The organism is Micromonospora sp. DT62 (assembly GCF_049847285.1).
Taxonomy (GTDB): Bacteria; Actinomycetota; Actinomycetes; order Mycobacteriales; family Micromonosporaceae; genus Micromonospora; species Micromonospora reichwaldensis.
On the sequence record NZ_JBNCOB010000029.1, the window covers coordinates 38,751 to 63,897 of the forward strand.

General features: G+C 74.7%; 28 protein-coding genes. 12 read left to right on the forward strand and 16 right to left on the reverse strand.

Translation table 11 applies throughout. The features are described 5' to 3' along the window. The first annotated feature begins 74 nt into the window (after positions 1-74). Positions 75-764, forward strand: coding sequence for a response regulator transcription factor (locus tag ACPXCB_RS27440; RefSeq protein WP_425878668.1), 690 nt, complete (start codon positions 75-77; stop codon positions 762-764). Positions 765-793: 29 nt separating this feature from the next. Then, positions 794-2,182, forward strand: a complete 1,389-nt coding sequence (locus ACPXCB_RS27445) for a HAMP domain-containing sensor histidine kinase (protein WP_425878670.1) — start codon at positions 794-796, stop codon at positions 2,180-2,182. Between the two features lie 238 nt (positions 2,183-2,420). Here ACPXCB_RS27445 and ACPXCB_RS27450 read toward each other — a convergent pair whose 3' ends face one another. After that, positions 2,421-3,446, reverse strand: a complete 1,026-nt coding sequence (locus ACPXCB_RS27450) for an adenosine deaminase (RefSeq protein ID WP_425878672.1) — start codon at positions 3,444-3,446, stop codon at positions 2,421-2,423. Beyond that, positions 3,443-4,249 (reverse strand): trans-aconitate 2-methyltransferase, encoded by an 807-nt coding sequence (locus ACPXCB_RS27455; RefSeq protein WP_425878673.1) that lies wholly within the window; start codon positions 4,247-4,249, stop codon positions 3,443-3,445. The genes ACPXCB_RS27450 and ACPXCB_RS27455 overlap by 4 nt, the downstream gene beginning before the upstream one ends. Before the next feature lie 84 nt (positions 4,250-4,333). Here ACPXCB_RS27455 and ACPXCB_RS27460 point away from each other — a divergent pair, with 84 nt between their 5' ends. After that, a complete protein-coding gene (locus ACPXCB_RS27460) occupies positions 4,334-5,317 on the forward strand; it encodes an aldo/keto reductase (RefSeq protein WP_425878675.1) in 984 nt (327 codons plus the stop codon). Positions 5,318-5,357: 40 nt separating this feature from the next. Continuing rightward, entirely contained in the window at positions 5,358-5,552 is a 195-nt protein-coding gene (locus tag ACPXCB_RS27465; protein WP_425878676.1) for a hypothetical protein, read from the forward strand. Positions 5,553-5,757: 205 nt separating this feature from the next. On the opposite strand, the gene ACPXCB_RS27470 is transcribed toward ACPXCB_RS27465, so the two are convergent. The 7 genes from ACPXCB_RS27470 to ACPXCB_RS27500 form a co-directional block, all read right to left on the reverse strand. Then, the gene (locus tag ACPXCB_RS27470) at positions 5,758-5,961 is read right to left on the reverse strand and encodes a cold-shock protein (RefSeq protein ID WP_088962828.1); all 204 of its coding nucleotides are present in this window, start codon (positions 5,959-5,961) and stop codon (positions 5,758-5,760) included. 292 nt (positions 5,962-6,253) lie between these two features. Then, on the reverse strand, positions 6,254-6,526 hold the full coding sequence (locus ACPXCB_RS27475) for a DUF4235 domain-containing protein (RefSeq protein ID WP_089001055.1): 273 nt from the start codon (positions 6,524-6,526) through the stop codon (positions 6,254-6,256). After that, complete coding sequence (locus ACPXCB_RS27480; protein WP_151456904.1) at positions 6,523-6,873, reverse strand: DUF3618 domain-containing protein; 351 nt, start codon at positions 6,871-6,873, stop codon at positions 6,523-6,525. The genes ACPXCB_RS27475 and ACPXCB_RS27480 overlap by 4 nt, the downstream gene beginning before the upstream one ends. Next, on the reverse strand, positions 6,870-7,304 hold the full coding sequence (locus ACPXCB_RS27485) for a phage holin family protein (RefSeq protein ID WP_151456905.1): 435 nt from the start codon (positions 7,302-7,304) through the stop codon (positions 6,870-6,872). Before ACPXCB_RS27485 ends, ACPXCB_RS27480 begins: the two co-directional genes overlap by 4 nt. 339 nt (positions 7,305-7,643) lie before the next feature. Beyond that, positions 7,644-8,840 (reverse strand): mechanosensitive ion channel family protein, encoded by a 1,197-nt coding sequence (locus tag ACPXCB_RS27490; RefSeq protein ID WP_425878678.1) that lies wholly within the window; start codon positions 8,838-8,840, stop codon positions 7,644-7,646. A gap of 82 nt (positions 8,841-8,922) precedes the next feature. Further along, positions 8,923-9,744, reverse strand: coding sequence for a DUF1206 domain-containing protein (locus ACPXCB_RS27495; protein ID WP_425878680.1), 822 nt, complete (start codon positions 9,742-9,744; stop codon positions 8,923-8,925). A gap of 59 nt (positions 9,745-9,803) precedes the next feature. Beyond that, positions 9,804-10,169 (reverse strand): hypothetical protein, encoded by a 366-nt coding sequence (locus ACPXCB_RS27500; RefSeq protein ID WP_311414303.1) that lies wholly within the window; start codon positions 10,167-10,169, stop codon positions 9,804-9,806. A gap of 91 nt (positions 10,170-10,260) precedes the next feature. Between ACPXCB_RS27500 and ACPXCB_RS27505 the strand changes: the two genes are divergently transcribed. Both ACPXCB_RS27505 and ACPXCB_RS27510 read left to right on the forward strand, forming a co-directional pair. Beyond that, positions 10,261-11,487, forward strand: coding sequence for a cysteine desulfurase-like protein (locus tag ACPXCB_RS27505; protein ID WP_425878681.1), 1,227 nt, complete (start codon positions 10,261-10,263; stop codon positions 11,485-11,487). Next, positions 11,484-11,771, forward strand: a complete 288-nt coding sequence (locus ACPXCB_RS27510; RefSeq protein WP_425878682.1) for a GNAT family N-acetyltransferase — start codon at positions 11,484-11,486, stop codon at positions 11,769-11,771. The genes ACPXCB_RS27505 and ACPXCB_RS27510 overlap by 4 nt, the downstream gene beginning before the upstream one ends. A gap of 37 nt (positions 11,772-11,808) precedes the next feature. On the opposite strand, the gene ACPXCB_RS27515 is transcribed toward ACPXCB_RS27510, so the two are convergent. After that, positions 11,809-13,305: a glycoside hydrolase family 3 protein gene (locus ACPXCB_RS27515; protein ID WP_425878684.1), complete on the reverse strand. Its 1,497-nt coding sequence runs from the start codon at positions 13,303-13,305 to the stop codon at positions 11,809-11,811. A 178-nt stretch (positions 13,306-13,483) separates the two neighbouring features. On the opposite strand from ACPXCB_RS27515, the gene ACPXCB_RS27520 reads away from it, so the two are divergent. The 4 genes from ACPXCB_RS27520 (at position 13,484) to ACPXCB_RS27535 (ending at position 16,997) form a co-directional block, all read left to right on the forward strand. Then, positions 13,484-13,606, forward strand: a complete 123-nt coding sequence (locus ACPXCB_RS27520; RefSeq protein ID WP_425857669.1) for a hypothetical protein — start codon at positions 13,484-13,486, stop codon at positions 13,604-13,606. Positions 13,607-13,697: 91 nt separating this feature from the next. Continuing rightward, complete coding sequence (locus ACPXCB_RS27525; RefSeq protein ID WP_425878685.1) at positions 13,698-14,648, forward strand: TIGR03557 family F420-dependent LLM class oxidoreductase; 951 nt, start codon at positions 13,698-13,700, stop codon at positions 14,646-14,648. A gap of 145 nt (positions 14,649-14,793) precedes the next feature. Continuing rightward, entirely contained in the window at positions 14,794-16,425 is a 1,632-nt protein-coding gene (locus tag ACPXCB_RS27530) for a RecQ family ATP-dependent DNA helicase (protein WP_425878686.1), read from the forward strand. A gap of 68 nt (positions 16,426-16,493) precedes the next feature. Next, complete coding sequence (locus tag ACPXCB_RS27535) at positions 16,494-16,997, forward strand: hypothetical protein (protein WP_425878688.1); 504 nt, start codon at positions 16,494-16,496, stop codon at positions 16,995-16,997. A gap of 67 nt (positions 16,998-17,064) precedes the next feature. Here the strand turns inward: ACPXCB_RS27535 and ACPXCB_RS27540 are convergent, their stop codons facing one another. Next, on the reverse strand, positions 17,065-17,838 hold the full coding sequence (locus tag ACPXCB_RS27540; protein ID WP_425878689.1) for an ABC transporter permease: 774 nt from the start codon (positions 17,836-17,838) through the stop codon (positions 17,065-17,067). Beyond that, positions 17,831-18,796, reverse strand: a complete 966-nt coding sequence (locus ACPXCB_RS27545) for an ATP-binding cassette domain-containing protein (protein WP_425878691.1) — start codon at positions 18,794-18,796, stop codon at positions 17,831-17,833. The genes ACPXCB_RS27540 and ACPXCB_RS27545 overlap by 8 nt, the downstream gene beginning before the upstream one ends. A gap of 100 nt (positions 18,797-18,896) precedes the next feature. Between ACPXCB_RS27545 and ACPXCB_RS27550 the strand changes: the two genes are divergently transcribed. Together ACPXCB_RS27550 and ACPXCB_RS27555 are read left to right on the forward strand one after the other, a co-directional pair. Then, positions 18,897-19,655 carry a TetR/AcrR family transcriptional regulator gene (locus tag ACPXCB_RS27550; protein WP_425878693.1) on the forward strand — a complete coding sequence of 253 codons (759 nt, stop codon included), beginning with the start codon at positions 18,897-18,899 and terminating at the stop codon, positions 19,653-19,655. Positions 19,656-19,774: 119 nt separating this feature from the next. After that, positions 19,775-20,755, forward strand: coding sequence for a helix-turn-helix domain-containing protein (locus tag ACPXCB_RS27555; protein ID WP_425878695.1), 981 nt, complete (start codon positions 19,775-19,777; stop codon positions 20,753-20,755). Between the two features lie 217 nt (positions 20,756-20,972). Here the strand turns inward: ACPXCB_RS27555 and ACPXCB_RS27560 are convergent, their stop codons facing one another. From ACPXCB_RS27560 to ACPXCB_RS27575, 4 genes are read right to left on the reverse strand one after another with little or no spacing between them, the layout of a single operon-like run. Beyond that, complete coding sequence (locus ACPXCB_RS27560; RefSeq protein WP_425878696.1) at positions 20,973-21,956, reverse strand: DNA topoisomerase IB; 984 nt, start codon at positions 21,954-21,956, stop codon at positions 20,973-20,975. Beyond that, positions 21,940-22,893 carry a glycosyltransferase family 9 protein gene (locus tag ACPXCB_RS27565; protein WP_425878697.1) on the reverse strand — a complete coding sequence of 318 codons (954 nt, stop codon included), beginning with the start codon at positions 22,891-22,893 and terminating at the stop codon, positions 21,940-21,942. Before ACPXCB_RS27565 ends, ACPXCB_RS27560 begins: the two co-directional genes overlap by 17 nt. After that, positions 22,890-23,591, reverse strand: coding sequence for an SDR family oxidoreductase (locus tag ACPXCB_RS27570; protein ID WP_425878699.1), 702 nt, complete (start codon positions 23,589-23,591; stop codon positions 22,890-22,892). The genes ACPXCB_RS27565 and ACPXCB_RS27570 overlap by 4 nt, the downstream gene beginning before the upstream one ends. Continuing rightward, positions 23,588-25,147 carry a PfkB family carbohydrate kinase gene (locus ACPXCB_RS27575; RefSeq protein ID WP_425878701.1) on the reverse strand — a complete coding sequence of 520 codons (1,560 nt, stop codon included), beginning with the start codon at positions 25,145-25,147 and terminating at the stop codon, positions 23,588-23,590. Before ACPXCB_RS27575 ends, ACPXCB_RS27570 begins: the two co-directional genes overlap by 4 nt.

A 25,147-nucleotide genomic window follows, 5' to 3' on the forward strand; every position in this document is an offset into this window, starting at 1 on the left:
CGTTGTACCAGCTTGCCCTTCTACGGCGTGCGCCGCAAACGCGATCAACTTGCCACCGCGGGTACGGTCTTGCTGTGGCCACCGTGCTCCTGGTCGAAGACGATCACGTCGTACGCGGCGCGATGCTGCGATCCCTCGCCGACCGGGGGCACGCCGTGCACGCCGTCGGCACGGCGCTGGACGCGCTGCGCCGGGTGGCGGCCGAGACCCCCGACCTCGTGGTGCTCGACCTCGGGCTGCCCGACCTCGACGGCTCGGACGCGTTGCGGATGCTGCGCGGCATCACCGACGTGCCGATCATCATCGCCACCGCCCGCGACGACGAGCAGTCCGTGGTACGGCTGCTGCGCGCCGGGGCCGACGACTACATGGTCAAGCCGTTCACCGGCGCGCACCTCGACGCGCGGATCACCACCGTGCTGCGCCGGGCCGGGCGGGCCAGCCGCACGGTGCAACCGGCCGTGCACAGCGTCGGCGGCCTGCGGGTGGACATCGGCGAGCGCAGCGCCCACCTCGACGGCGAGCCGCTGGCGCTGACCCGCAAGGAATTCGACCTGCTGGCCTATCTCGCCGCGCGGCCGGGCCGGGTAGTGTCCCGCCGGGAACTTCTGGAGGAGGTATGGCGGCAGCCATCGGTCGGCGAGGACCAGACCATCGACGTTCACCTGTACTGGCTGCGCCGCAAAATGGGCGAGTCCGCGGCGAAGCCGCGCTACCTGCGCACCGTGCGGGGGGTCGGCTTCCGGCTGGTGGCGCCGGACTGAGGCCGTCGCTGGCCCTGCTCACGGCCGGCATGTGCGCCCTGGTGGCGCTCGCGTTCCTCGTCCCGCTCGCCCTCGGTCTCGCCGACAGGGCGCGCGAGGAGGCCATCGCGGACGCCGCCCGGCGCAGCGCGCTGGTGACCGGCGCGCTCGCCGTCAGCACCGACCCCGCCGTGGTGCAGCGTGTCGTGGCGGCCAGCGGCGACGACCCGGCCACCCGGCCGGTCGTACGCGGGCTCGGGGTGGACGAGTCGGCGGGCCGGGCCGACGCCGGGAGCCTCGAACGCGCGCGGGCCGAGCGGCGTTCCGTGGTCGTCGACGTCGAGGGCGGCGTGCTCCGGCTGGACCCGGTGGTGCTCGGCGACACCACGGCCGTGGTCGAGGTCTTCGTGCCCGAGTCGGAGCTGGCCGGCAACAGCCGGTGGCTGCTGCTGCTCGGGGTGGCTGCCGCCCTGGTGGGCGCGGCGGTGCTGGTGGTGGACCGGGTCGCCGCCCGCGCGGTCGACTCGGCCCGGGGCCTGGTCCGCGCGGCGCTCGCGATCGGCGACGGCGACCAGGGCGTACGCGTCGACCCGAGCGGCCCACGGGAGCTGGCCGAGGCAGGGCACGCCTTCAACCGGATGGCCGACCGGCTGGACGCCGCCCGCACCGACGAGCGGGAACTGGTCGCCGACCTGTCGCACCGGCTGCGCACCCCGCTGACGGTGCTGCGGCTCGACGCGGAGGCGCTGGAGTCCGACGACACCAGCGTGGGCTCGTTCAGCGAGGCGGAACTGGACCGGCGGCGCGGCATCCGCCGGATCCGGCAGGCGATCGTCACCCTCGAGGGCGAGATCGACGTGCTGATCAAGACCACCCGCAAAGCCGTCGCGCACGAGGCCGGGCCGGCGATGTGCGACGTCAGCGAGGTGGTACGCGACCGGATGGTGTTCTGGGCCGCGCTGGCCGGCGACCAGAACCGGCCGCACCGGGTCAGCGGCGCCCAGCTGCGCATCCCGGCGCCGGTGCCCCGGGCCGAGCTGGCCGCCGCGCTGGACGCGGTGATCGGCAACGTCTTCCGGTACACCCCGCAGGGCACCGCGTTCGAGGTGGCGGTCTCGCGCCGCGACGGGTACGTGGCCATCCGGATCGACGACGCCGGTCCGGGGATCGCCAACCCGGACCGGGCCCTGCGCCGGGGCACCAGCGACCAGGGCTCGACGGGGCTGGGGCTGGACATCGCCAAGCGGGTGGCGTTGCAGGCGAACGGCTCGGTCAGCATCGACCGGGCCCGGCTGGGCGGGGCGAGCGTGGTGATGCTGCTCGCCGACCCGGAGGCGACGCCCCGGCAGGTCAGCCGCTTCGGCCTGGTCGGCCGGCTGGCCCGGGAGCAGAAGACCGGCAGCCGCCGCTGGCCCCGCCAGCGGCCCACCGACGACTGAGCCGCGGCCCGGGCGGGCGCCCCGGTTCGGCGGCCGGTTGTGGGGCGGCGCAAGTCTTCCTTAGATCGGGGTTAACCGTGGTGCCGGAGCGGGCCGGGGCTGACAGGATCGAATCCGAACCCATCAGTTCCACCGGTCAATGCCTCGGGGCACCCCACCGGCCGGTGGAGCCGGGCGCGCGGCGGGAGACTCGGTCCCCCCACACCTCCTCCCGCCGCGCGCCGCCCCCTCTCCGCGCTCAGCCGGTGGCGGCGGCCAGGTGGGCGTCGATCTCGGCGGTGATCCGCCGCTTGCCGGCCGGGTCCAGGAACGAGGCGGTCACCGCGTCGCGGGCCAGCGCCGCCAGCCCCTCCGGGCCCACGTCGAGCAGCCGGGCCGCGACGGCGTACTCCTCGTCGAGGGTGGTGCCGAACATCGGCGGGTCGTCGGAGTTGATGGTGACCAGCAGGCCGGCCTCGACCAACTGCCGCAGCGGGTGCTCCTCGATGCTGGCGACCGCGCGGGTACGCACGTTGGAGGTCGGGCAGACCTCCATGCCGATGCGGTGCTCGGCGAGATAGGCCAGCAGCTCTGGGTCCCGCGCGGCGGAGATGCCGTGCCCGATCCGCTCCGCGCCGAGGTCGCGCAGCGCGTCCCAGACGGTCTGCGGGCCGGTGGTCTCGCCGGCGTGCGGCACCGAGCGCAGCCCGGCCGCCCGGGCCCGGTCGAAGTACGGCTTGAACTGCGGCCGGGGCACCCCGATCTCGGGGCCGCCGAGGCCGAAGCTGATCAGCCCGTCCGGGCGCTCCTCCAGCGAGATGCGCAGCGTCTCCTCGGCCGCCGGCAGGCCGGCCTCGCCGGGGATGTCGAAGCACCAGCGCAGCTCGATGCCGAAGTCCGCCTCCGCCCGCTTGCGGGCGTCCTCGATCGCCTCGCAGAAGGCGGGCGCGGGGATCCCCCGGTGCACGTGCGAGTAGGGCGTGACGGTCAGCTCGGCGTAGCGGACCTGCTGGCGGGCCAGCTCGCGGGCGACCTCGTGGGTGAGCAGCCAGACGTCCTCGGGGTCACGGATGAGGTCCACGACGCTCAGGTAGACCTCGATGAAGTGCGCGAAGTCGCGGAAGGCGAAGTAGTCGGCGAGCGCGGTGGGGTCGGCGGGCACGGGGCTGCGGCCCTCGTGGCGGGCGGCCAGCTCGGCGACGATCCGGGGCGAGGCGGAGCCGACGTGGTGCACGTGCAGCTCCACCTTGGGCAGTCCGGCGATGAAGGTTTGCAGGTCGGTCACTGGTTCTCCTCTGCGCGGGCGCCGGTGCGGGCGACGAAGAAGACGCGGCGGAACGGGAAGTGCACCTGAGCGTGCCGCACCGGGTACGCCTCGGCGAGTCGTACGCCCAGCTCGGCCCGGAAGTCGGCCCAGCCGGCGGCGTCCAGGGCCGCGCGGACCGGCCGGAGCGCGGTCCCCTCCAGCCAGCTCAGCACGGGGTGGTCCGCATCGACGCGGGCCGGCAGCAGGTGCACGTAGGTAGTCTCCCAGGCGTCCACCGCGCAGCCGGCACCGGTCAGCAGCTCGGCGTAGCCGACGGCGGTGTCGTCGGCCGGGGGTCGGCGCAGCAGCGGGGCGACGTCGGCACGCCACGCCGGCCGGTCGGCGACCTCGCGCAGCGCCCGGTGCGAGGGGGCGTCGAAGTTGCCCGGCACCTGCACGGCCAGCCAGGCGCCGGCGGGCAGTTCCCGGGCCCAGCGGGTGAGCAGCTCACGGTGGCCGGGCACCCACTGGAGCACGGCGTTGCTGACCACGACGTCCACGTCGGGTTCCGGGTGCCAGTGCCGGACGTCGCCGACGGCGAAGGAGACCCCAGTGGCGGCAGCTGTGGTGGCGGCGGCCTCCGCGATCATCTCGGGTGAGGAGTCGAGGCCGGCGACCCGGCTGTCCGGCCACCGCGCGGCGAGGGTGGCGGTCAGGTTGCCCGGGCCGCAGCCGAGGTCGACCACCGCGCGCGGGCGCTCGGCCGGGACCCGGGCGAGCAGGTCGTGGAAGGGTCGGGAGCGCTCGTCGCCGTAGCGCAGGTACGTCGTCGGATCCCACATCGCTGCCTCCCAAACCGTACGTCCGTCTTGTTTACCGTACGGCCCGCCGCGCCACCGGACAAGCCGATCACTAGGCTCAGTCCCATGGAGCAGCGCACCTTCCCCCGGCTGGGGCGGCGCGTCGGGGTGATCGGGCTGGGCGCCTGGCAGCTCGGCGCGGACTGGGGCACGGTCACCGAGGCCGACGCCACCGCCGTGCTGACCGCCGCAGTCGAGTCGGGGGTCACCTTCCTCGACACGGCGGACGTCTACGGCGACGGACGCAGCGAGCAGCTCATCGGGCGGTTCCTGCGCAGCCGGCCCGACGCCGGGCTGACCGTGGCCACCAAGATGGGCCGCCGGGTCGCGCAGACGCCCGAGGCGTACACCCTGGCGCACTTCCGCGAGTGGACCGACCGGTCCCGGCGCAACCTCGGCACGGACACCCTCGACCTGGTGCAGCTGCACTGCCCGCCCACCGCCGTCTTCGCCGACGACGCCGTCTTCGACGCGCTGGACACCCTGGTCGCCGAGGAACGCGTCGCCGGCTACGGGGTGAGCGTGGAGACCTGCGAGCAGGCGCTCACCGCCATCGCCCGGCCGGGGGTGGCCAGCGTCCAGATCATCCTCAACGCACTGCGGCACAAGCCCCTCGACCGGGTGCTCCCGGCCGCTGCCGCCGCCGGGGTCGGCGTCGTCGCCCGCGTCCCGCTGGCCAGCGGGCTGCTCTCCGGCCGGTACGACGAACACACCACCTTCGCCGCCGACGACCACCGCACCTACAACCGGCACGGCGAGGCGTTCGACGTGGGCGAGACCTTCTCCGGTGTCGACTTCGCGCTGGGCCTGGCCGCCGTACGCCGGCTGGCGCCGCTGGCCGGCGACGGGCGCACGATGGCCCAGTTCGCGCTGCGCTGGGTCCTCGACCAGCCCGGCGTCACCGTGGTCATCCCCGGCGCCCGCGACGCCACCCAGGCCCGGGGCAACGCCGCCGTGGCCGGCCAGGCCCCGCTCTCCGGACGGGAGCTGGCGGCGGTGGCGGAGGTCTACGACGAACTGGTCCGTCCGCGGGTGCACGACCGGTGGTGAGTCGGGCGGCCCGGACGGGGATCGACGGAGGGAAATCGCGATGAAGGGCTGGCTGCCGCTCACCCTCGGCCTGCTCGCCGTGGTCGGCGGTGCGGTGTGGACGGTGCAGGGCCTCGGCTACGTCGAGGGCAGCGTGATGACCGACCAGCGGATCTGGGCCGTGCTGGGGCCCGTCGTCGTCGCGGCCGGGCTGGTCGCGCTCTGGTTCGGGCTGCACGCCCGCAAGCGACGCTGAGCGCCGTCCGCCGCCGTCTCGGCTGCCCCTTGAAGCGGGCGGCCAGGTTCGCGAGCGACAGGCCGGGCGCCGACAGCTCGCATACCGGCCGCGGCGGCGGGCCTCGTGAACGCGGAAAGCCCCGCATCCCGGGCGGGATACGGGGCTTGGCTGTGATCCGGGCGGCGGATCACAGCAGTGGCCGGCGGCTGCCGACCGGCACTGCTCAGATGGGGCGGACCTGCTCGGCCTGCGGACCCTTCTGACCCTGGGCGATCTCGAACTCCACCCGCTGGTTCTCCTCCAGGCTGCGGTAGCCGCTGGACTGGATGGCCGAGAAGTGGACGAACACGTCAGCACCCCCGCCGTCGACGGTGATGAAGCCGAAGCCCTTGTCTGCGTTGAACCACTTCACGGTTCCCTGCGCCATGTGAATCTCCTTCTAAAACTGGCGGCCGAGCACGCCGTGCGGCCGATTGGCCGTTTTCGAGCAGCGGTGCCTGAGGCGGCCCCCACGAAGGAGACTTCGCTCAACCCACGCCATCTCTCAACAGCGTGGAACAGCAAACCACGTAGCGAAAACTCTGCACAGAGTACCGGACGAAATTCTTCGACATGTGACCTGACGGGTGCCGAAGATCCGCTGGGTGGGCCCTTGCACCCGCGCGAAAAGACCCCCGCACCAGCGCACCGGTACGGGGGTCCTTTTCGTCGTCGTCCGATCAGTCCGGCCAGCTTCCGGTGAACCGGCGTACGCCCACCGCGCCACCCCGGTCGACGGCGGCCCGGACGACCGCGAAGATGGCACCCTGCAACGCCGCCGCCGCCAGGACCTCGCCCCAGCCGCGGTCCTCGTCGGTGGCGCTGGGCGCCTCGCCGTCGCCCGCCGTCATCTTCCACACCTGCCGGAAGATCGCGCCCGCGACCGTACCGGCGGCGATGCCCATCAACACGCCGACCGGCTTGTACGCGGCCTTCCCGATGCCCCTGCTCACCGCTGCCTCCCCCGAACGATCACCAACACGATCAAGGCCGCCACCGCGCCCGCCGCGAGGGCGACGAACGGCGTCGGGTTACGCCGTACGACGGCGCCCTTCTCCTGCGCCTGCTCCCGCGCGAGCTGCGCCTTCTGCGCCGCCTGCCCGCGCACCCGGGCCACGGTCTGCGCCGTCTGGTCCCGCATCCGCTCCTTCGCCTGGTCGGCGGAGGACCTCAGCCGCGCCTTGACGTCGGCCTTGGCCGCCAACGCCTCCATCGTCTCGCCCAGCTCGACCCGGGTCCGCCGGATCTCCTCCCGCAGCGCCTCGGTGTCGCCGGTGCCCCGGCCGTTGCCCGTCGTCATGCCCGTCCCCTGTCCTTCACGGCGGCGGCGACCGTGTCCACGTCCGCCCGGACGCTACGGACCGCAGCCTGCGGCACCGGCGGGACCGCCTGGCTGACCTGCTTCTTGCCCACCAGGGCCAGGACCCCGGCCATCGCGAAGAGCACCACCGCGACGATCAGGGCCGCCGCCCAGGCCGGAAGCACCAGGTCGAGCAACAGGATCGCGGTGGCGACCAGGGCACCCAGGCCGTACAGCGCCAGCGCCCCGCCGCCGCCGAAGAGACCGATGCCGATACCGGCGTGCTTGCCCTTCTGGGTCAGCTCCGCCCGGGCCAGGGCCAGTTCGTCCCGGACCAGGCGGGAGACCTGCTCCGTGGCCCGTTGCACCAGCTCGGCGGTGGACGGCTCGCTCCCGGTACGGGATGTGCGGGCGTTCGCCACGTCAGCCATGCTGTCCTCCTTTCATCATCACCGCGCTGTATGCCCGGAGTCGCCGCCCGTCAATCCTTCGCCCGGCAGCCGGTGAGCCCGGACCGCCGCGTCCCCGAGCCGCCGCACGGCGCGGAAGAAGGTGCAGAAGCGTCGCGCAGCAGGTCCCCGCCAAACGCCCGGTCAAACTTCCCGAGCCTGCGCACTCCGCCCGGCCGCCCCACGAGGCACAACCCCGCCCACACTTCCAACGCCCCCGCCCCCCACAGGTCACGACCCACCCACCCCGCGCCCCCGCCCCGCCCTTGGGGCGGGGTGGGGTGGGACCGGGTGGGGTGGGGGTAGCGAGACGGAGGGTGGTCAGCGGCGGGATTCGGCGGGCTCGTCGGGGCCGATGAAGGCCTCGCTGCGGGCGTCGCCGTCGTCGCTGCCGCCGAAGACCCGGGCGTCGTCGGGCACCTCGGGGTCGTTGAGCCGGCGCACCGGTCGGCGGGGGCGTACCCACTGCCAGGCCAGGTTGCTCTCCGCGTCCCCGATCTCGGTACGCATCCGGGGCATGGCGGTCGGCCGGTGGTCCCGGATCCAGGCGACCAGGTGCTCGCGGACCAGGCAGCGCAGGTCCCAGAGGCTGCCGGCGCCGGCGGCGCTGACCAGGGCACGCACCTTGATCGTCCCGCCGGTCGCGTCGGTCACCTGGAGCACGCAGACCCGGCCGTCCCACAGCTCGGTGCCCTCGACGAGGCGGCGCAGCTCCTCCCGCATGGCCTGCACCGGCACCGCCCAGTCGACGTCGAACTCGGCGGTGCCCAGCACCGCCGCCTCGGTGCGGGTCCAGTTCTGGAACGGCTTGCTGGTGAAGTACGAGGTGGGCAGGATCAGCCGCCGGTCGTCCCAGATCTGCACGACCACGTAGCTGAGCGTCAGCTCCTCGATGCGGCCCCACTCCCCCTCGACCACCACGACGTCGTCGAGGCGGACCGCGTCACTGAAGGCGAGCTGGAGCCCGGCGAAGACGTTGCCCAGCAGGCTCTGCGCGGCCAGCGCGGCGACCACACCGACCACACCGGCGCTGGTCAGCACCCCGGCGCCGATGCCGCGTACGGCCGGGAAGGTCATCAGCATCACGCCCACCGCCAGCACGACGATCACCGCGATCGTCAACCGGCGCAGCATGACCACCTGGGTCCGCACCCGCCGCGCGTGCCGGTTGTCCGGCACGTCCACCCGGAACCGGGCCAGTGCGGTGTCCTCCGCCACGACGAACAGCGAGGCGACCAGCCAGGCGACGCTGGCGATCACGCCGAGCACCAGCAGGTGCAGCAGCACCTGCCGCCACTGGTCGCCGACCGCGTAGCCGGTGCTGAACCGCACGGCGAACTGGACGGCGACGACGGTGGCGGCGACCTGGATCGACCGGTGCGCGTGGTCGGTGAGCTCGGTCAGCAGCAGCGAGCGCCGACCGACCCGCCGGATCACGCGGTGCGCGACCTCGACCGCGAACAAGGCGATCGCCGCCGCGGCGAGCGCGGCGACGATCGACCCGAGGTAGCTCTGCACAGGTGTCTTCCTCCTCCTGACGCCGGGCACGTGCTTCGGGCAAAGGCCCAATAGTGCCCGGCGACGCCGGAATCGACCAGGTTCAGACCTTGCGATACCGGGACTGCAGGAAGCAGAAGACGCCGAAGGCGGCGATACCGAGCGCCACCAGGGTGAGCAGGATCTGGCCGTACGCCTGGTCGCGCAGCGTGCGCAGTGCCGCGTCCAGACCGCGGGCCTTCTCGGGGTCGTAGTTGACGGCGGCCAGGATGATCAGCAGGCCGGAGATGCCGTACGCGACACCCTTGGCGATGTAGCCGGCCATGCCCAGCCGGCGGGTGAGCTGGCGCGTCCTGGCGTCCATCTCACCGGTCTTGAGGTGCTTCTCGAAGCGCTTGATCAGCCCGTAGATCACCAGGCCGACGCCGATCGCGGCGAGGCCGAGCCCGGCCAGGCCGACCAGCCAGCGGCCACCGGAGGACTCCATGAGCTTGCCGGTCAGCGCCTCCTGCTGGTCGGCGCTGTTGGAGCCGGCGTCCTTGAAGACCTTGAAGGCCGTCCAGGCGAAGTAGAGGTAGACGACGGTGCGTCCCGCCGAGGCGATCCGCTCCCAGACGCGCTCCTTGCCGCGCTCGGCGCGGTGCCCGACGGCCGCCTCCAGCGCCTGCCAGATCGCCATGGCGAGCAGGCCGACCGCGATGGTGACGACGAGGAACTTGCCGAGCGGCTGCTGGGCGATGGTGCGCAGCGCGCCGGACTGGTCGCCGTCGTCGCCGGGCTTGCCGAACGCGATCTGCAACGCCAGCCAGGCGAACAGGAGGTGCACGATGCCGTAGCCGATGAAACCGACTCTGGCCAACAACTCGAGCCACCTGCTGTTCGCCGTACGGGAGGCGGTGGCTTCGGCATTCCGGGTGAGTGACATGGCGCCTCAATCACCGAATACGAAGATTTCCAAACGTCGGCCACCGCCGCCCCGACGGATCAGTTGCCGGGATTCCTCGACACCCGGATCTTGACCTCCTGGTCGGTGACGCTGTCCAGTGTCACCGCGAAGCCGCCGACCTCGGTGGCCTGCTGGCCCGTCGTCAGCGACAACTGCTCGCCGGCGACCTCGACGGTGACCTGGTCGCCCTGCGCGCCGATCAGCTTCGCCTCCACCCCGAGGATGGTGGCGCTGGCGTCCACGCCCCGGTCGAAGGTGACGGTGCAGGCGTCCAGACCGCAGTCGGTGCTGGCGCCCTCGGAGCTGCAACCGGCGAGTACGGCGGCGCCGAGCGCCAGGCCGGCCAACAGGCCGGCGGCCCGGCGGGTGGGGGTCAGCGGGAAGGCAACACGTCGGTTCGTCACCCCGCCAAGGGTACGAGACGGCGGCCACTCCGGCAGTGCGTGATCATCCGCGCAGGTGGGGCGCCGGAGGCGGGGCGTTAGGGTCCCGGGCATGCCGTTCGACATCGCCCGCACCCGGGCCGCCTACCCCGCCCTCGCCGAGGGCTTCGTCCACCTCGACGGCGCCGGGGGCACCCAGACCGCCGCCGGAGTCGTCGACGCGGTCACCGCCGCCATGCGCGCGGTGGTGGGCAACCGCAGCGCCGCCTTCGCGCCCGGCCGGCGCTCGCTGGAGCTGGTGGCCGCCGCCCGCTCGGCCGTGGCCGACCTGCTCGGCGCCGAACCCGAGGGGGTGGTGCTGGGGCCGAGCGCCACGGCGCTGACGTACACCCTGGCCCGGACCCTGGGTGCCGGCTGGCGGCCCGGCGACGAGGTCGTGGTCTCCCGGCTCGACCACGACGCGAACGTACGGCCCTGGGTGCAGGCGGCCGAGGCCGCCGGCGCGACGGTGCGCTGGGCCGAGTTCGACCGGGACACCGCGGAGCTGCCGGCGGCCCGCTACGCGGAACTGGTCGGCGAGCGGACGCGGCTGGTCGCGGTGACCGCGGGCAGCAACGCGACCGGCACCGTCCCGGACGTGGCGGCGATCGCCGCGACCGCGCACGCCGCCGGCGCGCTGGTCTGCGTCGACGGCGTGCACTCGGTGCCGCACGGGCCCACCGACGTCGCCGCGCTGGGCGCCGACTTCCTGGTCACCAGCGCGTACAAGTGGTCGGGCCCGCACCTGGCCGCGATGGTGGCCGCCCCGGCGACGTGGGAGCGGCTGCGCCCGGCGAAGCTGCTGCCCTCCTCCGACGCGGTGCCGGACCGCTTCGAGTACGGCACCCCGAGCTTCCCCCTGCTGGCCGGCGTGGCCGCCGCCGTGGACCACCTGGCCGGGCTGGACCCGGCGGCCACCGGGAGCCGCCGCGAGCGGCTGGTCACCGGGCTGAGCGCCGCGCGGGCGTACGAGGAGTCGCTGCTGGACCGGCTGCTCGCCGGACTGACCGCGCTGCCCGGGGTCACGGTGCTCGGCTCCCCCGCCCGGCGCTGCCCGACGGTGTCCTTCCGGCTGGCCGGGCTCTCCCCGCAGCGGACCCAGGAGGAGCTGGGCGCGGCCGGCTTCTGCCTCTCCGCCGGCGACTACTACGCGTACGAGTACTTCCAGGCGATGGGGCTGCGCGACAGCGGCGGGGCGGTACGCGCCAGCCTCTACCACTACAACACGGCCGACGAGGTGGACCGGTTGCTCGGCGAACTGGACCGGCTCGCCGGTCGCGGGGGCAGAATGGCCGGGTGAGCACCCTGGTCGAGGACAATCCCGCCAAGCACCGGTTCGAGATCCTGGTCGACGACGCGCTGGCCGGGTTCACCGCGTACCTGCCGCGCGGCGAGGTGCTGGTCTTCACCCACACCGAGGTCGACCCGAGGTTCCAGAACATGGGCGTCGGCGCGGCCCTGGTCCGGGGCACCCTCGACCAGCTCCGCGAGCGCGGCACGACGGTGCTGCCGCGCTGCCCGTTCATGGCGGCGTTCATCGGCCGCCACCCCGAGTACGCCGACCTGGTCACCCCCGAGCCGTAGCCCGGGGACACCGGGCCGGCCGGGGTGCGGAGAGCGGTCAGCGGCCCGTCAGCAGCCCGACGGCGGCGTGGGCGGCGGCCCGGGTGGCGCCGTGGGTGGCGACGTGGACCGCGCCGGTGACCAGCTCGGGCACGCCCAGCTCGACCACGACCGCGTCCGGGCGGGCGGCCAGCGCACGGCTCACCGACGCCCGCATCCAGTCGTGCCGGTGCAGGTCGCGCACCACCAGCACCACGCACCGGCCGGCCGCCCCGGCGGTCGGGTCGGCGGGCACGTCGGCCTCGGCGTAGCGGACGGTGGTGGTGCCGGCGAGCAGGTCGGCCAGCGGGGCGGCGAGCCCCCACGGGGTCTCCGGACCGATCGCGATGTTGCGCGGCGGCTCGAACTCGACCACGTGGACGGGGCCGGTCAGCGGCAGCGCGCCGACGCCGGCGGGCGCGGTGGTGACCCGCAGCGCCCGGCGGGCGGCGGCCAGCCCGACGGTCGAACCGGCGGCGCTCGGGCGGGACCGGGACGGCCGCTCGGTCCGGGCGGCCACCGTCCAGGCGGCGAGCTGTCCCACCCGCTTGGCCGCCTCGGCGAGGCGCTCCTCGGGCAGGTCGCCGGCGACGACCGCGGCGACGATGGCGTCCCGCAGCAGCCGGGCCGTCCCCTCGTCGGCGCGCTCCCCGCCGACGCAGATCGCGTCGGCGCCGGCGGCGAGGGCGCGCACGGCCGTGGCCGCGAAGCCGTACCGGTCGGCGACCGCCCGCATCTCCACCGCGTCGGTGACCACGACGCCGGAGAAGCCCAGCTCGTCGCGGAGCAGCCCGCCCAGGATCCGGTTGCTGAGGGTGGCGGGCAGCTCCGGGTCCAGCGCCGGCACCAGCAGGTGGCCGGTCATCACGGCCTGCACCCCGGCGGCCACGGCGGCCCGGAACGGGGCCAGCTCCACGGCGTCGAGGCGGGCCCGGTCGGCGCCGATCCGGGGCAGGTCGTGGTGCGAGTCGACCTGGGTGTCGCCGTGCCCCGGGAAGTGCTTGGCGCAGGCGGCGACCCCGCCCGACTGGAGGCCGCGTACCCAGGCGGCGGTGTGCCGGGCGACCAGCGCCGGCTCGGCGCCGAAGGCGCGTACGCCGATGACCGGGTTGGCCGGGTTGGAGTTGACGTCGGCGTCGGGGGCGTAGTCGAGGGTGATCCCCAGCGCGGCGAGGTCGGCGCCCAGGTCGCGGGCGACCTCCTCGGTCAGCGCCGGGTCGTCCACCGCGCCGAGGGCGAAGTTGCCGGGCCGGGAGCTGCCGCGGGCGGACTCGATCCGGGTCACGTCGCCGGCCTCCTCGTCGATGGCGACGACGACGTCGGGGCGCTCGGCGCGCAGGGTGGCGGTGAGGGCGGCCACCTGCTCCGGGTCGACCACATTGCGGGCGAAGAGCACCACGGAGCCGAGGCCCTCGCCGAGCCAGCGGCAGATCCAGGGTGGCGGCGTTGTGCCGACGAATCCCGGCTGGAGGACGGCGGCGGCCAGGGCCGTCAGGCTCCCGTCGCGCCCGCTCACGCCGGCCCGCCGGTGTGGTGGCTGATGTGTCGCTCGCTCATGCGGTCGTCGTACCCCCGTCTTCTCCGCGCCCGGCGGCCCGCCACCGGCGGCGGTGCTGACATGGTCACACCGTGCGAGGAAATAGTCAATAAACCTTACAGTTGCCGTCGGGCGCGGAGCTGGGGACAGTTCGGGGATGGATCCCCTGCTGCTGGCCGACGCGACGAGCTCGGCCGACATCCCCGGCGTACGCCTGCTCGGCCTGGTCGTCGGCGGCCTGTTGCTGCTTGCCGCGATCCGCGCGATGTTCCGGCGCTGAGGCGCCGCCCGGCGCCGGCACCGCGGTTCGACGGCGGCCGTCGGGGTACCGCCTGCCTCGTTGGACCGGTACGACACGGCGAGGGGGAACGATGAGGATCGGCTACTTTCTGTCCACCGAGGAGTACACGCCGGCCGAGCTGCTGGAGCAGGCGCGCGGCGCGGAGCGGGCCGGCTTCGAGGCGCTCTGGATCTCCGACCACTACCACCCGTGGACGGACGCGCAGGGGCAGAGCCCATTCGTCTGGTCCGTGATCGGCGCGCTCAGCCAGGTCTGCCAGCTCCCGGTCACCACCGCCGTGACCTGCCCGACGGTGCGCATCCACCCGGCCGTCCTGGCGCAGGCGGCGGCCACCAGCGCGGTCATGCACTCCGGGCGGTTCGTGCTCGGGGTGGGCAGCGGCGAGGCGCTCAACGAGCACATCCTCGGCGACGCCTGGCCGCAGGCCGACGTCCGGCTGGAGATGCTGGAGGAGGCCGTCGAGGTGATGCGCGAGCTGTGGCGGGGCGGCTTCGTCAACCACCACGGCAGGCACTACACCGTCGAGCACGCCCGGATCTACACGCTGCCGGACACTCCCCCGCCGGTCTACGTCTCGGGCTTCGGCCCCAAGGCCGTCGACCTCGCCGCCCGCATCGGCGACGGCTTCGTCAACACCTCGCCCGACGCCGAACTCGTCCAGCGGTTCCGGGAGAACGGCGGCGGCGACAAGCCGTGCCAGGCCGGTTTCAAGGCGGCGTACGCGCAGACCGAGGAGGAGGGCGTGCGGATCGCGTACGAGCGCTGGCCGAACGCCGGGGTGCCGGGCGAGCTGTCCCAGGTGCTGCCGTCGCCACGGCACTTCGAGCAGGCCGGCGAGCTGGTCCAGCCGGAGGCGATGAAGGACGCCTTCGTCTGCGGGCGGGACACCGACGCGCACCTGGCGAAGATCGACGAGTACGCCAAGGCCGGCTTCGACGAGGTCTACGTGGCCAACACCGGCCCGGACTGGCAGGGCCTGCTCGACCTCTACCAGCGCGAGGTGTTCCCCCGCGTACGCTGACCGTTCCCCGGGCGCCCGGGCACGCGCGGGCGCCCGGGGAACGGCGACCCGGCAGCGGCACCGGACGGGTGCGGCGGGCCGGCGCGAGGAGGACCACGTCGGCGCCGGTTTCGCCGCTGATCGCCGGGGGTACCTCCGGCCCTCGATGAAACTGTCCACGCACTCCACGACACTGCGCCGCGCGGCCAAGAACCTCTTCGGCTGGACCGCACTGCGGCCCCACCAGTTGGCCGCCATGCGGGCGGTCATGAAGCGCCGTGACGCCCTGGTGGTGCTGCCCACCGGCGCCGGCAAGTCGGCGATCTACCAGATCCCGGCCAGCCTGATCCCCGGCCCGACCGTGGTGATCTCCCCGCTGCTCGCCCTCCAGCAGGACCAGATCGCGGCGCTCAACGAGCGGCAGCGGCCGGAGCTGCGTGCGGTGCGGATCAGCTCGAACGAGTCGGCCGCCCAGCAGGCGCAGGCGATCGCCGAGATCCGCGAGGGGCGGGCCGAGTTCCTCTTCATCACCCCGGAGCAGCTCGCCAACCCGGACCGGATGGCCGAGGTGAAGTCGCTGAAGCCGGCGCTGGTGGCGATCGACGAGGCGCACTGCATCTCCGCCTGGGGGCACGACTTCCGCCCGGACTACCTGGCGCTGGGTCACCTGATCGACGGCATCGGCCGGCCGCCGGTGGTGGCGCTGACCGCCACCGCCTCCCCGCCCGTACGCGACGACATCATCGCCCGGCTGCGGCTGACCGAGCCCGAGGTGGTGGTCTCCGGGCTGGACCGGCCCAACCTGTTCCTCGAGGTGGCGCACTGCCCGACGGAGGACTACCGGTGGCGGCGGCTGCTCGCCCTGCTGAGCGACGACACCCGGCCCGGCATCATCTACGTGCCCACCCGGCGCTCCGCCGAGGAGCTGGCGGCCCGGCTCACCGACGCCGGTTACCCGACCCAGTACTACCACGGCGGAATGGCGGCGGGGCCACGCGCCGAGCTGCACGAGGCGTTCCTCGCCGACCAGGTGCCGATCATGGTTGCCACCTCGGCCTTCGGCATGGGCATCGACAAGCCGAACATCGCCTGGGTGGTCCACATGGCGCTGCCGGACTCGCCGGACAGCTACTTCCAGGAGATCGGGCGGGCCGGCCGCGACGGCGCCCCGGCCCGGGTGCTGCTGTTGTGGCAGGGCGAGGACGTCGGGCTGCAACGCTTCTTCAGCGGCGGCCTGCCGAACGCCGACGAGCTGCGCGACCTGTCCGCGCTGCTGCGCAAGAAGGCACGGAACAAGAAGGAGCTGCGCGAGCTCACCGGGCTCGGCCCGCGCAAGCTCGGCCAGTACCTCGCCCTGCTGGAGCAGGTCGGCGCGGCCGAGCCGAGGGCGAAGCAGCGCATCGGCGTCCCCCGCTATTCCCCCGCGCCCGTGGACGCCGCCGCGGCGGCCCTGGCGGAGGCCGAGCGGCAGCAGACCGTGACCCGGTCGCGTACCGACATGATGCGGGCCTTCGCCGAGACCACCGCCTGCCGGGGGCAGACGCTGCTGGCCTACTTCGGTGAGCAGATGACCGAGGTCTGCGGGCACTGCGACAACTGCCACGCCGGCACCAGCACCCCCGACGACGGCGCGGTCGGGCCCTTCCCCGTGCACAGCCAGGTCCGGCATCCGGAGTGGGGGCACGGCCTGGTGCTGAGCTACGAGGAGGACCGGATGACGGTTCTCTTCGACGAGGTGGGGTACAAGACGCTGTCCGTCAGCGTGGTGTCCGAACAGGGCCTGCTGACCCTCGACTAGCCTGAGCCGGGCACCGCTGGCCGGGGCCGTGGACGACGAGCGACATCAGTGCGGAAAGGGGCTTTGCCGTGATCGAGCAGCCGGCGTACACCGGATTCGGTTTCTCCGACGAGGAGTGGGGGCTGTTGGTCGGCCTGCCGCAGTCGGTGCTGACCGCGGCGAGCGCCGCCGAGTCCGACGGCACCCGGCGCACCATGGCCGAGAACGCCGCCGGGCTGGAGACCATCGCCGCCGGCCGGGAGTCGGCCAGCCCGCTGGTCGCGGCCGTGGCCGGCGAGATCGTCACCCGGGTGGGCGACCCGGAGGCCGGCGAGGAGATGCCGGTCATCGCGCCGTCCGACCCGCGCGCCTACCTGGAGGACGTGCTGGGCCGGGCCAGGGAGGCGGCGGTGCTGCTGGCCGCCCGGACGGACGAGGGCGAGGCCGGCGCCTACAAGCACTGGCTGGTGGGGATCGCCGAGCAGGTGGTGGGCGCGGCGTCCAGCGGCGGCATCCTGGGCCTCGGCGGGGACGTGGTCAGCGACTCGGAGCGGCGCTTCCGCGATCGGCTCTCCCAGGTGCTCAACGACTGACGTGACGACGACGGCGGCACCGGACGGGGTCCGGTGCCGCCGTCGCGTGCCCCCCAGGGGGTGGCGGTCAGGCCACGCGGCGGCGGAACAGCACGGCGGTCAGGGGCACCGAGACGGCCAGGACGCCGAGGCACCAGGCCACCGCCAGGGCGGGGGCGGTGCCCGTCGGGGTGCCCAGCAGCAGGGCGCGCAGCGTCTCGATGACGGGCGTGACGGGCTGGTGGTCGGCGAAGCCGCGGATCCAGCCCGGCATCGTCTCCACCGGCACGAAGGCGCTGCTCGGGTACGGCAGGAACATCGCCAGGAAGGTGAAGCCGCTGGCGGCCTCCGGGGTGCGGGCCAGCAGGCCGAACGCGGCCGACAGCCACGACATGGCGAGCAGGAAGAGCAGCAGCACCCCGAACGCGGCCAGCCAACGCAGCGGGTCCACGGCCGGCCGGAAGCCGATGGCGACGGCGAGGGCCAGCACCAGCACGGTGGAGACGGCGTTGCGGGCGATGCTGGCGGCGACGTGCCCACCGAGGATCGCGGTGGCGCTGACGTCCATCGTGCGGAACCGCTCGATGACCCCGTTGGTCAGGTCGGTGGTCACGCTGACGGCGGTGGTCGCCGCGCCGAAGCTGGCGCAGAGCAGCAGGACGCCGGGCACGACGTAGGTGACGTAGCGGGTGCCGGTGTCGATCGCGCCCCCGAACAGGTAGACGAAGAGCAACATCAGCAGCACCGGCAGCAGCAGCGAGGTCAGCAGCGCGTCGACGTTGCGCCGGGACAGCCGTACGCAGCGCGCCATCATGACGAGGGCCTCGCCGGCCCGGGTCGGTCGCAGGGTCAGCTCAGACACCGGCCGCCTCCCGCCGGGCCGTCACCGGGTCGCCGGTGAGGGTGAGGAAGACGTCGTCCAGGGTCGCCTCGCGGACGGTGAACCGGGCGAGCCCCTGCCGGTCGGGATCGACCTCGTCGAGCAGGTGGCGGATCTCCGGCGCGCCGCCGTCGGTGGCGACCGCCAGCACCAGCCGGGCCGGGTCGCGGTGCGTGACGCGCGCGCCGAGGCGGTGCGCCGCCTCGGCGAAGCGCCGCGCGTCACGCAGCGTCAGCTCCAGCCGGTGGGCGCCGAACCGGCGCTTGAGGTCGTCCGCGCTGCCCTCGGCGGCCAGCCGGCCCCCGTGCAGCACCGCGATCCGGTCGGCGAGCCGGTCGGCCTCCTCCAGGTACTGCGTGGTGAGCAGCACCGTCACCCCGGTGCCGGCCAACTCGGCGACCACCTCCCACAGCCCCTGCCGGCTGCGCGGGTCGAGGCCGGTGGTCGGCTCGTCGAGGAAGATCACGGACGGCTGGCCGACCAGGCTGGCCGCGAGGTCGAGCCGGCGGCGCATCCCGCCGGAGTAGGTCACCACCCGCCGCCTGCCGGCGGCGACCAGGTCGAAGCGCTCCAGCAGGTCCGTGGCGCGCCGCCGGGCGGCGGCCGGGGCCAGCCCGGTCAGCCGGGCCATCATGTGCAGGTTCTCCGCGCCCGTCTGCTGGTCGTCGAGCGCCGCGTGTTGGCCGGCGAGGCTGATCGCCCGCCGGACCCGGCTCCGGTCGCGGACCACGTCGTGGCCGGCCACGCGGGCCACGCCCCCGTCGGGCGTGGTGAGCGTGGCCAGGATCCGGACGGTCGTGGTCTTGCCCGCCCCGTTCGGGCCCAGCAGGGCGTACACGCTGCCCCGGGCGACCCGCATGGTCAGGCCGTCGAGCACCGCCACCCCGCCGTAGGACCTGCGTAGGTCGACGGTCTCCACCGCCGCGTCTGTCACTCCCATCGCCCCTCACTCTCCGCGTTCTGCGTACGTCATACGCTGTTCTGCGTGCACCATACGCAGAAGCTAGGATGGCGGTCAACAGCCGTACCGGGAGGTGAGGATGAGCGACGCCGACGTCGAGCTGCCGGAGAGCATCGAGCTCGCCTGGGGCCTGCGGGAACGACCCGGCAAGGGACCCCGGCGCAGCCTCACGATGCGGCAGGTGGTGGCCGCCGGTATCCGGGTGGCCGAGGCCGACGGACTGCCGGCCGTGTCGATGAGCCGGGTCGCCGGCGAGCTGGGCGTGGCGACCATGTCGCTCTACCGCTACGTCTCCGCCAAGAACGACCTGCTGGAGCTCATGGCCGACACCGCGTACGGGGACCCGCCCGCGCCACGCGCCCCGGGCGAGGGTTGGCGGCCGGCGCTCGCCCGCTGGGCGCTGGCCAACATGACGGCGATCCACCGCCACCCGTGGATCCGGCAGGTCCCGATCAGCGGCCCGCCGTTGGGCCCCAACCAGGTGCGCTGGATGGAGCAGGGGCTGGCCGCCCTGCACGGCACCGGCCTGCACGGCATCGAGCGGCTCTCGACGATCATGCTGGTCAGCGGGTACGCCCGGAACTGGGCCACGCTCACCGCCGACCTCGACGAGGCCGCGGCGCGCGAACAGCTCGACCCCGACGACGCCGGGATGCGGTACTGGCACCAGCTCGCCCTGCTGACCCGGCACGGCGCCTACCCGGCGATCCGGGAGCTGCTGGCGGAGGACGCAGAGGGACAGCAGGACGAGGTGTTCGACACGGAGTGGCAGTTCGGCCTCGACCGGATCCTCGACGGCGTCGAGGTGCTGATCCAGAGCCGGACGCCCACGGCCTGACCCGGCCCCGTCGACCGGGGCCCGGGGCGGGCGGAAGCCGGGGCCGGGAAACGCGCTGGGCGGGGCGGGCGCCCACGATGGACAATGGACACCGGACCGGCGCGAGGACGGGGGAGCGGATGCTTCGGCGGACCACCGTCGACACCGAGCAGGTGCCGGCGGCCGAACGCTTCGACATGTGGCTCGACGTCGTGGCGCGTACGGCCTCGCCGCTGCGGATCCGCACGGAGCACGCGCACGACTTCACCGCCCGGGCGGAGATCGTCGAACTCGGCCCGATCCAGGTGGTCAACTACCGGTACCCGTCGCTGGAGGGCGTCCGGACGCCGAGGCAGGGGCGCGAGTCGGCCCCGGAGATCTACACGCTGGCGCTCACCGTCGACGGGGACGGCGCGGCCAGCCAGGCCGGCCGGAGCAGCGTGCTGGGGCCGGATGAGTTCATCTTCTACGACGGGTCGCGGCCGCACGGGGTGCGGCACCTCGGCAACGACGACGGCCGCGATCCGGCCCGGTCCGTCGTGGCGATCATCCCGCACGCCGCGCTGCCGCTGTCGCCGGACCGGCTGGCGCCGCTGCTCGGCGGCCGGATGTCGGGCACCGAGGGGATCGGCGCGCTGCTGGCCCAGTTCCTCCTCCAGATCGCCCACCATCCCGAGCAGTACCACGCCGCCGACGCCGCCCGCCTCGGCGCCGTCGGGCTCGACCTGGCGTCCACCATGCTCGGTCGGCACCTGGTGGCCGAGGACGCGGTGCCGACCGAGGTCCGCAGGCGCGCCCTCGTCACCCAGATACGGGCGTACATCCAGCGGCACCTCGGGGACGCGACGCTGAGCCCGCAGGTGGTGGCGGACGCGCACCACGTCTCACTGCGTACCCTGCACCGGCTCTTCGAGGCCGAGGAGTCGACGGTCGCGTCGTACATCCGCGAACTGCGGCTGGCGCGGTGCCGGCACGACCTCGCCGACCCGGGCCTGCGCGGCCAGCCGATCCAGACGATCGGGGCCCGCTGGGGCTTCCCTGACAAGGCCCACTTCAGCCGGATCTTCCGCAAGGCGCACGGCGTCGGGCCGCAGGCCTGGCGGGCCGGCCAGGCGGAGTGAGCGCGGCACGGAGAGTCAACCCGGCGGCGTCCACGGTCAACCCGGTCGGGGCAGACTGACGGCGAGGTGTCCGACCCCTCCCTGCCACGGCGACGGTGGGATCGGACCGCCGACGGGGGCCCTGGCGAGCCGCCCGCCGCCACGGGGGAGGCGGGCGGTCGCCCGGTGACCCGGCCCGGCCCCGGCGCCCCCACTCAGGACCGGCGCCGGGGCCGCCTCAGGCGTCCTCCAGCAGTTCGAGCACGATCCGCTCGGCCTTCTCGCGGGGCGTCGCGGGGTCGACCGGGGCCACCACGCCGTCGTGGAAGAGGTCGACCACGCGCGGGTCGACGTAGGACGTGCGGGCCACGGTGGCGGTGTTGCCGAGCAGCTCGGCGACGTCACGCATCACCGCCGCGACCGCCCGTCTGCCGGCGGTCGCCGAGCGCGGCGGGCCCACCGTCGCCAGTTCGGTCGCCGCCCGCACCGTGGCGTGCCAGGTGCGGAAGTCCTTCGCCGTCATCTCCCCGCCGCTGGCGTCCCGCAGGTACTCGTTGACCTCGTCGCTGCGCACGTCGCGCCAGTCCCCGCCGTCCCGGTAGCCGAACAGCCGGTCCGCCGACCGGCGCTGGCGGCGCAGGTTGACCAGCACCCGGCACAGCTCCGGGTCCTCGATGCGACGCACCTGCTCGATGCCGCCCTTGGCGCGGAACTCGAACACCACGCAGCCGCCCCGGGACCGGGCGTGCTCGGGGCGCAGGGTCGACACCCCGAACGTCGGGTCGTCGCCGGCCGCGTACTGGTCGCTGCCGACCCGGAACGTGCCCATGTCCAGCAGCCGGGTCACCGTCGCCAGCACCCGGTCGCGGTGCAGTCCCCGGCCGGACAGGTCCCGCCCGACCCGCTCGCGCAGCACCGGCAGCCGGCGGGCCACCTTCAGCACGTGGTCGAACTTCGCCTCGTCGCGCCTCTGGCGCCACGTCGGGTGGTAGAGGTACTGCTTGCGCCCGGCCGCGTCGATGCCGGTGGCCTGGATGTGCCCGTTCGGGTACGGACAGATCCACACGTCGCGCCAGGCGGGCGGGATCACCAGCTCACGCAGCCGGCCCAACCGGTCGGGGTCGCGCACCGGCTGCCCGGACGGGTCCAGGAAGAGCCAGCCCCGGCCGCGCCGGCGCCGCCCGTACCCCGGCCTGCCCGGATCACTACGCCGCAACCGCACGACAGACCCGCACCGCCCGTTCCACCTCGTCCACGGTGGCCACCACCTCGTCGACCCCGATGGCCGCCAGCGTCGGATGGCTTCCCACCCCGTCCCACCTGGGCGGTCCCTGTCCACCCGCCCACAGCACCCGGTGCCGGGGCCGGTCCGGCGGCGGTCCCCACTGCGCCGGGGAGACCGGGCCGAAGAGCACCACCGACGGGGTGCGGTAGCCGGTCGCCAGGTGCGCCACACCCGTGTCCCCGCTGACCACCAATCGGGCGTACGCCACCAGCGCGGCCAGCCGGCCCAGGTCCGTCCGGCCGGCCAGCACCGCGTCGGCGGGCAGCCCCGCGGCGTCCGCGATCCGCTGCGCGGTGGCCCGCTCGTCGGGGCTGCCGGTGAGCACCACCCGGTGCCCCCGGGCGGCCAGTTGCCGGGCCAGCGCGGCGAAGCGTCCGGGCGGCCAGCGCTTCGCCGGGATCTTGGAGCCCGGGTGCAGCACGGTCACGCCGGTCGGGGCGCCGCCGGGGGCCGGGCGCCGCAGGTCCAGGTCGGTGCGGTCGGCGGGGATGCCGTACCAGTCGAGGAGCCGGCACCAGCGGTCGACCTCGTGTTCGTCGTCGCGCCATCCGGGGCCGTCGTGGTGGCCGGCCTCGGGGCTGGCGTAGGCGAGCAGCCGACCGGGACGGGTACCGGCGAGCATCCGGTGCGACTCGGGCCCCCGGCCGTGCAGGTTCACGGCGACGCGCGGCGTCCGCAGGGCCGGGTCGGGGCGACCGAGCCCGTCCGTGGGCACCAGCCGGTCGACGCCGCCGACCAGGTCGACCAGCGGCGCCAGCCAGCCGGGTGCCGCGAGGACGAGGTCCCGGCCGGGGTGGGCGGCACGCAGGGCGCGCAGGGCCGGGACGGCGGTGGCGAGGTCGCCGACGCCGAGGGCGCGCAGGGCGAGGATCACGGGTAGGAGGTCTCCTGGTCGGCGCAGACGACCATCTCGCGGACGGCGCAGCCGGCGGGTTGGGACAGCGCGAACATGACGGCGGCGGCGGTGTCGGCGGGGTCGTTCAGGACGGCGTCGGGACCGGGCTTGTACGCGACGTCGCGCTCGTCGAAGAACGCCGTGCGCATGCCGCCGGGGATGAGCAGCGTGACGCCGACCCTGCCGGCGAGTTCGGCGGCGAGGGCCCGGGTGAAGCCGACGACCCCGAACTTCGCGGCGCAGTACGCGGTCGCGTCGGCCACGGCCTTCACCCCGAGCGTGGAGGCGACGGTGACGATGCTCCCCCGGGAGGTCTCCAGGAAGGGCAGGGCGGCCCGTACGACGGCCGCCGTGGCGAGCAGGTCCACGGCCACGATCCGCTCCCAGGTCTCGCCGGGGGTGTCCGCCAGCTTCCCGGGCACGTCCATCCCCGCCGCGGTGACCACCGCGTCCAGCCCGCCTGAGCGCTCGGCGAGCTGCCGGGTGGCGGCCTCCGCGGCGCGGGTGTCGGCCAGGTCGCACTCCACCCACGGCACCCCGTCGGCGGGCGCCTGCCGGTCCAGCACCAGCGGACGGCCGCCGGCCCGGGCCACGGCCGCGACCACGGCGGCGCCCAGGCCGCTCGATCCGCCCGTGACGAGCACGGTGCGCCCCGCGCCGGGCGACCCGGCGCTCATCGGGTGCCCTCCGCCGTCGTCGGTCCCGCGAGGCCGGCCCGCGCCCGTTCGGGCTCGCCGCCAGGCCTCGCCGACGCGCCACCGGGAGCGGGACCGGCCAACGGCACGGTGTCGGTGAGCGGCGGCCCGACGAGCGGCCCGACGGTGCCGGTGGAGCGGGCGGCGGCGATCAGCCCGGTCGTGGAGCGGCCGTCCAGGTACGGCACCACCACGGCGTTGCCGCCCCAGCGGCGCAGGACCTCCGCCTCGGGCAGGGCCGGCTCGCCGCCGTCACCGGCGTAGTCGCCCCCCTTCACCCAGACGTCCGGCCGCAGCCACGACAGCGCCGCGTGCGGGGTGGCCTCGTCGAAGATCATGACCGCGTCGACGCAGCTCAGCGCCGCGAGCAGCCGGGCCCGGTCGCCCTGCGGGATCACCGGCCGGTCCGGGCCCTTCAGCCCCGACACGCTCGCGTCGGAGTTGAGGCAGACCACCAGGCAGTCGCCGAGCTGCCGGGCGGCCTGCAACGTCGCCACGTGCCCGGCGTGCAGCAGGTCGAAGCAGCCGCCGGTGGCCACCACCGTCCCGCCGGACGCGCGTACCGCCGACACCACGCCGGCCGCCGCGGCCACGCCGACGCGCTCGCCGCCGGGGCCGCAGACCGCCGGCGGCAGCGGACGCACCGCCCGCGGCAGCGCCGTCGCCACTCCCCCGCCGGCCACGTACGCCGACGCCTCGGCGACCGCCTCCTGCACCGCCTCGGAGACCAGCGCCCCCCGCGCCAGGGCGAGGCTGGCGGTGGCCGCGAACCGGTCACCGGCCCCGCAGGTGTCCCCCTCGGCGACGGCCGGGGCGGGCACCACCATCGGCGTCGCGCCGGCGTGGCAGAGCAGCGCCCCGTCCCCGCCCAGGGTCACCGCGACCGCGCCGGCGCGCCAGCGCTGGCGCAGCCCCTGGGCGCCCCGCGCCGCCGTCGCCAGCCGGGTCGCTCCCGGCGCGACCGTGATCAGCTCCCGCACCTCGGACTCGTTGGGGGTCACCAGGTGCACCCCCGGAACCGCCGCCGGTCCCCGCGGATGCGGGTCCCAGACCACCGGCGCCCGGGTGGCGGCCAGCGCCGCCCGCAGCGCGGGCTGCCGGGCGACGCCCCGGCCGTAGTCGCTGACCAGCACGGCGGAGGCCCGGGCGATCACCCGCAGCGCCGCCTCGGACGGCTCGCCGGGCGTACCGGCCGCGCCGCCCCGGTCGTGGCGCAGCAGCACCCGGCCCCGGGCGCGCAGCCGGACCTTCTCCGGCGTGCCGCCGTGCAGCCCGAGGGGATACACCTGCACGCCGGCGTCGGTGAGCAACGAGGCGAGCCGGGCACCCCCCGCGTCGTCCGCCAGCGCGGTCACCAGCACCACGTCGGCGCCCTGCGCGGCGGCGAAGACGGCGGCCAGCCCGGCGCCGCCGGGCCGGTCGACGTGCGCGGTCTCGTCCAGCACCGGCACGGGCGAGTCCGGGCAGAGCCGGTTCACCACCCCCTCGACGTCCCGGTCCAGCAGGGTGTCACCGACCACCACGACGGGTCCCCTCAC

Coding starts and splice junctions, on each gene's coding strand:
- ACPXCB_RS27445 (WP_425878670.1), top strand. CDS start 794: ATGTGCGCCCTGGTGGCGCTCGCGTTCCTCGTCCCGCTCGCCCTCGGT.
- ACPXCB_RS27455 (WP_425878673.1), bottom strand. CDS start 4,249: ATGTGGGATCCGACGACGTACCTGCGCTACGGCGACGAGCGCTCCCGA.
- ACPXCB_RS27460 (WP_425878675.1), top strand. CDS start 4,334: ATGGAGCAGCGCACCTTCCCCCGGCTGGGGCGGCGCGTCGGGGTGATC.
- ACPXCB_RS27465 (WP_425878676.1), top strand. CDS start 5,358: ATGAAGGGCTGGCTGCCGCTCACCCTCGGCCTGCTCGCCGTGGTCGGC.
- ACPXCB_RS27470 (WP_088962828.1), bottom strand. CDS start 5,961: ATGGCGCAGGGAACCGTGAAGTGGTTCAACGCAGACAAGGGCTTCGGC.
- ACPXCB_RS27480 (WP_151456904.1), bottom strand. CDS start 6,873: ATGACGACGGGCAACGGCCGGGGCACCGGCGACACCGAGGCGCTGCGG.
- ACPXCB_RS27485 (WP_151456905.1), bottom strand. CDS start 7,304: ATGGCTGACGTGGCGAACGCCCGCACATCCCGTACCGGGAGCGAGCCG.
- ACPXCB_RS27495 (WP_425878680.1), bottom strand. CDS start 9,744: ATGTCACTCACCCGGAATGCCGAAGCCACCGCCTCCCGTACGGCGAAC.
- ACPXCB_RS27505 (WP_425878681.1), top strand. CDS start 10,261: ATGCCGTTCGACATCGCCCGCACCCGGGCCGCCTACCCCGCCCTCGCC.
- ACPXCB_RS27520 (WP_425857669.1), top strand. CDS start 13,484: ATGGATCCCCTGCTGCTGGCCGACGCGACGAGCTCGGCCGACATCCCC.
- ACPXCB_RS27525 (WP_425878685.1), top strand. CDS start 13,698: ATGAGGATCGGCTACTTTCTGTCCACCGAGGAGTACACGCCGGCCGAG.
- ACPXCB_RS27530 (WP_425878686.1), top strand. CDS start 14,794: ATGAAACTGTCCACGCACTCCACGACACTGCGCCGCGCGGCCAAGAAC.
- ACPXCB_RS27545 (WP_425878691.1), bottom strand. CDS start 18,796: ATGGGAGTGACAGACGCGGCGGTGGAGACCGTCGACCTACGCAGGTCC.
- ACPXCB_RS27550 (WP_425878693.1), top strand. CDS start 18,897: ATGAGCGACGCCGACGTCGAGCTGCCGGAGAGCATCGAGCTCGCCTGG.
- ACPXCB_RS27555 (WP_425878695.1), top strand. CDS start 19,775: ATGCTTCGGCGGACCACCGTCGACACCGAGCAGGTGCCGGCGGCCGAA.
- ACPXCB_RS27570 (WP_425878699.1), bottom strand. CDS start 23,591: ATGAGCGCCGGGTCGCCCGGCGCGGGGCGCACCGTGCTCGTCACGGGC.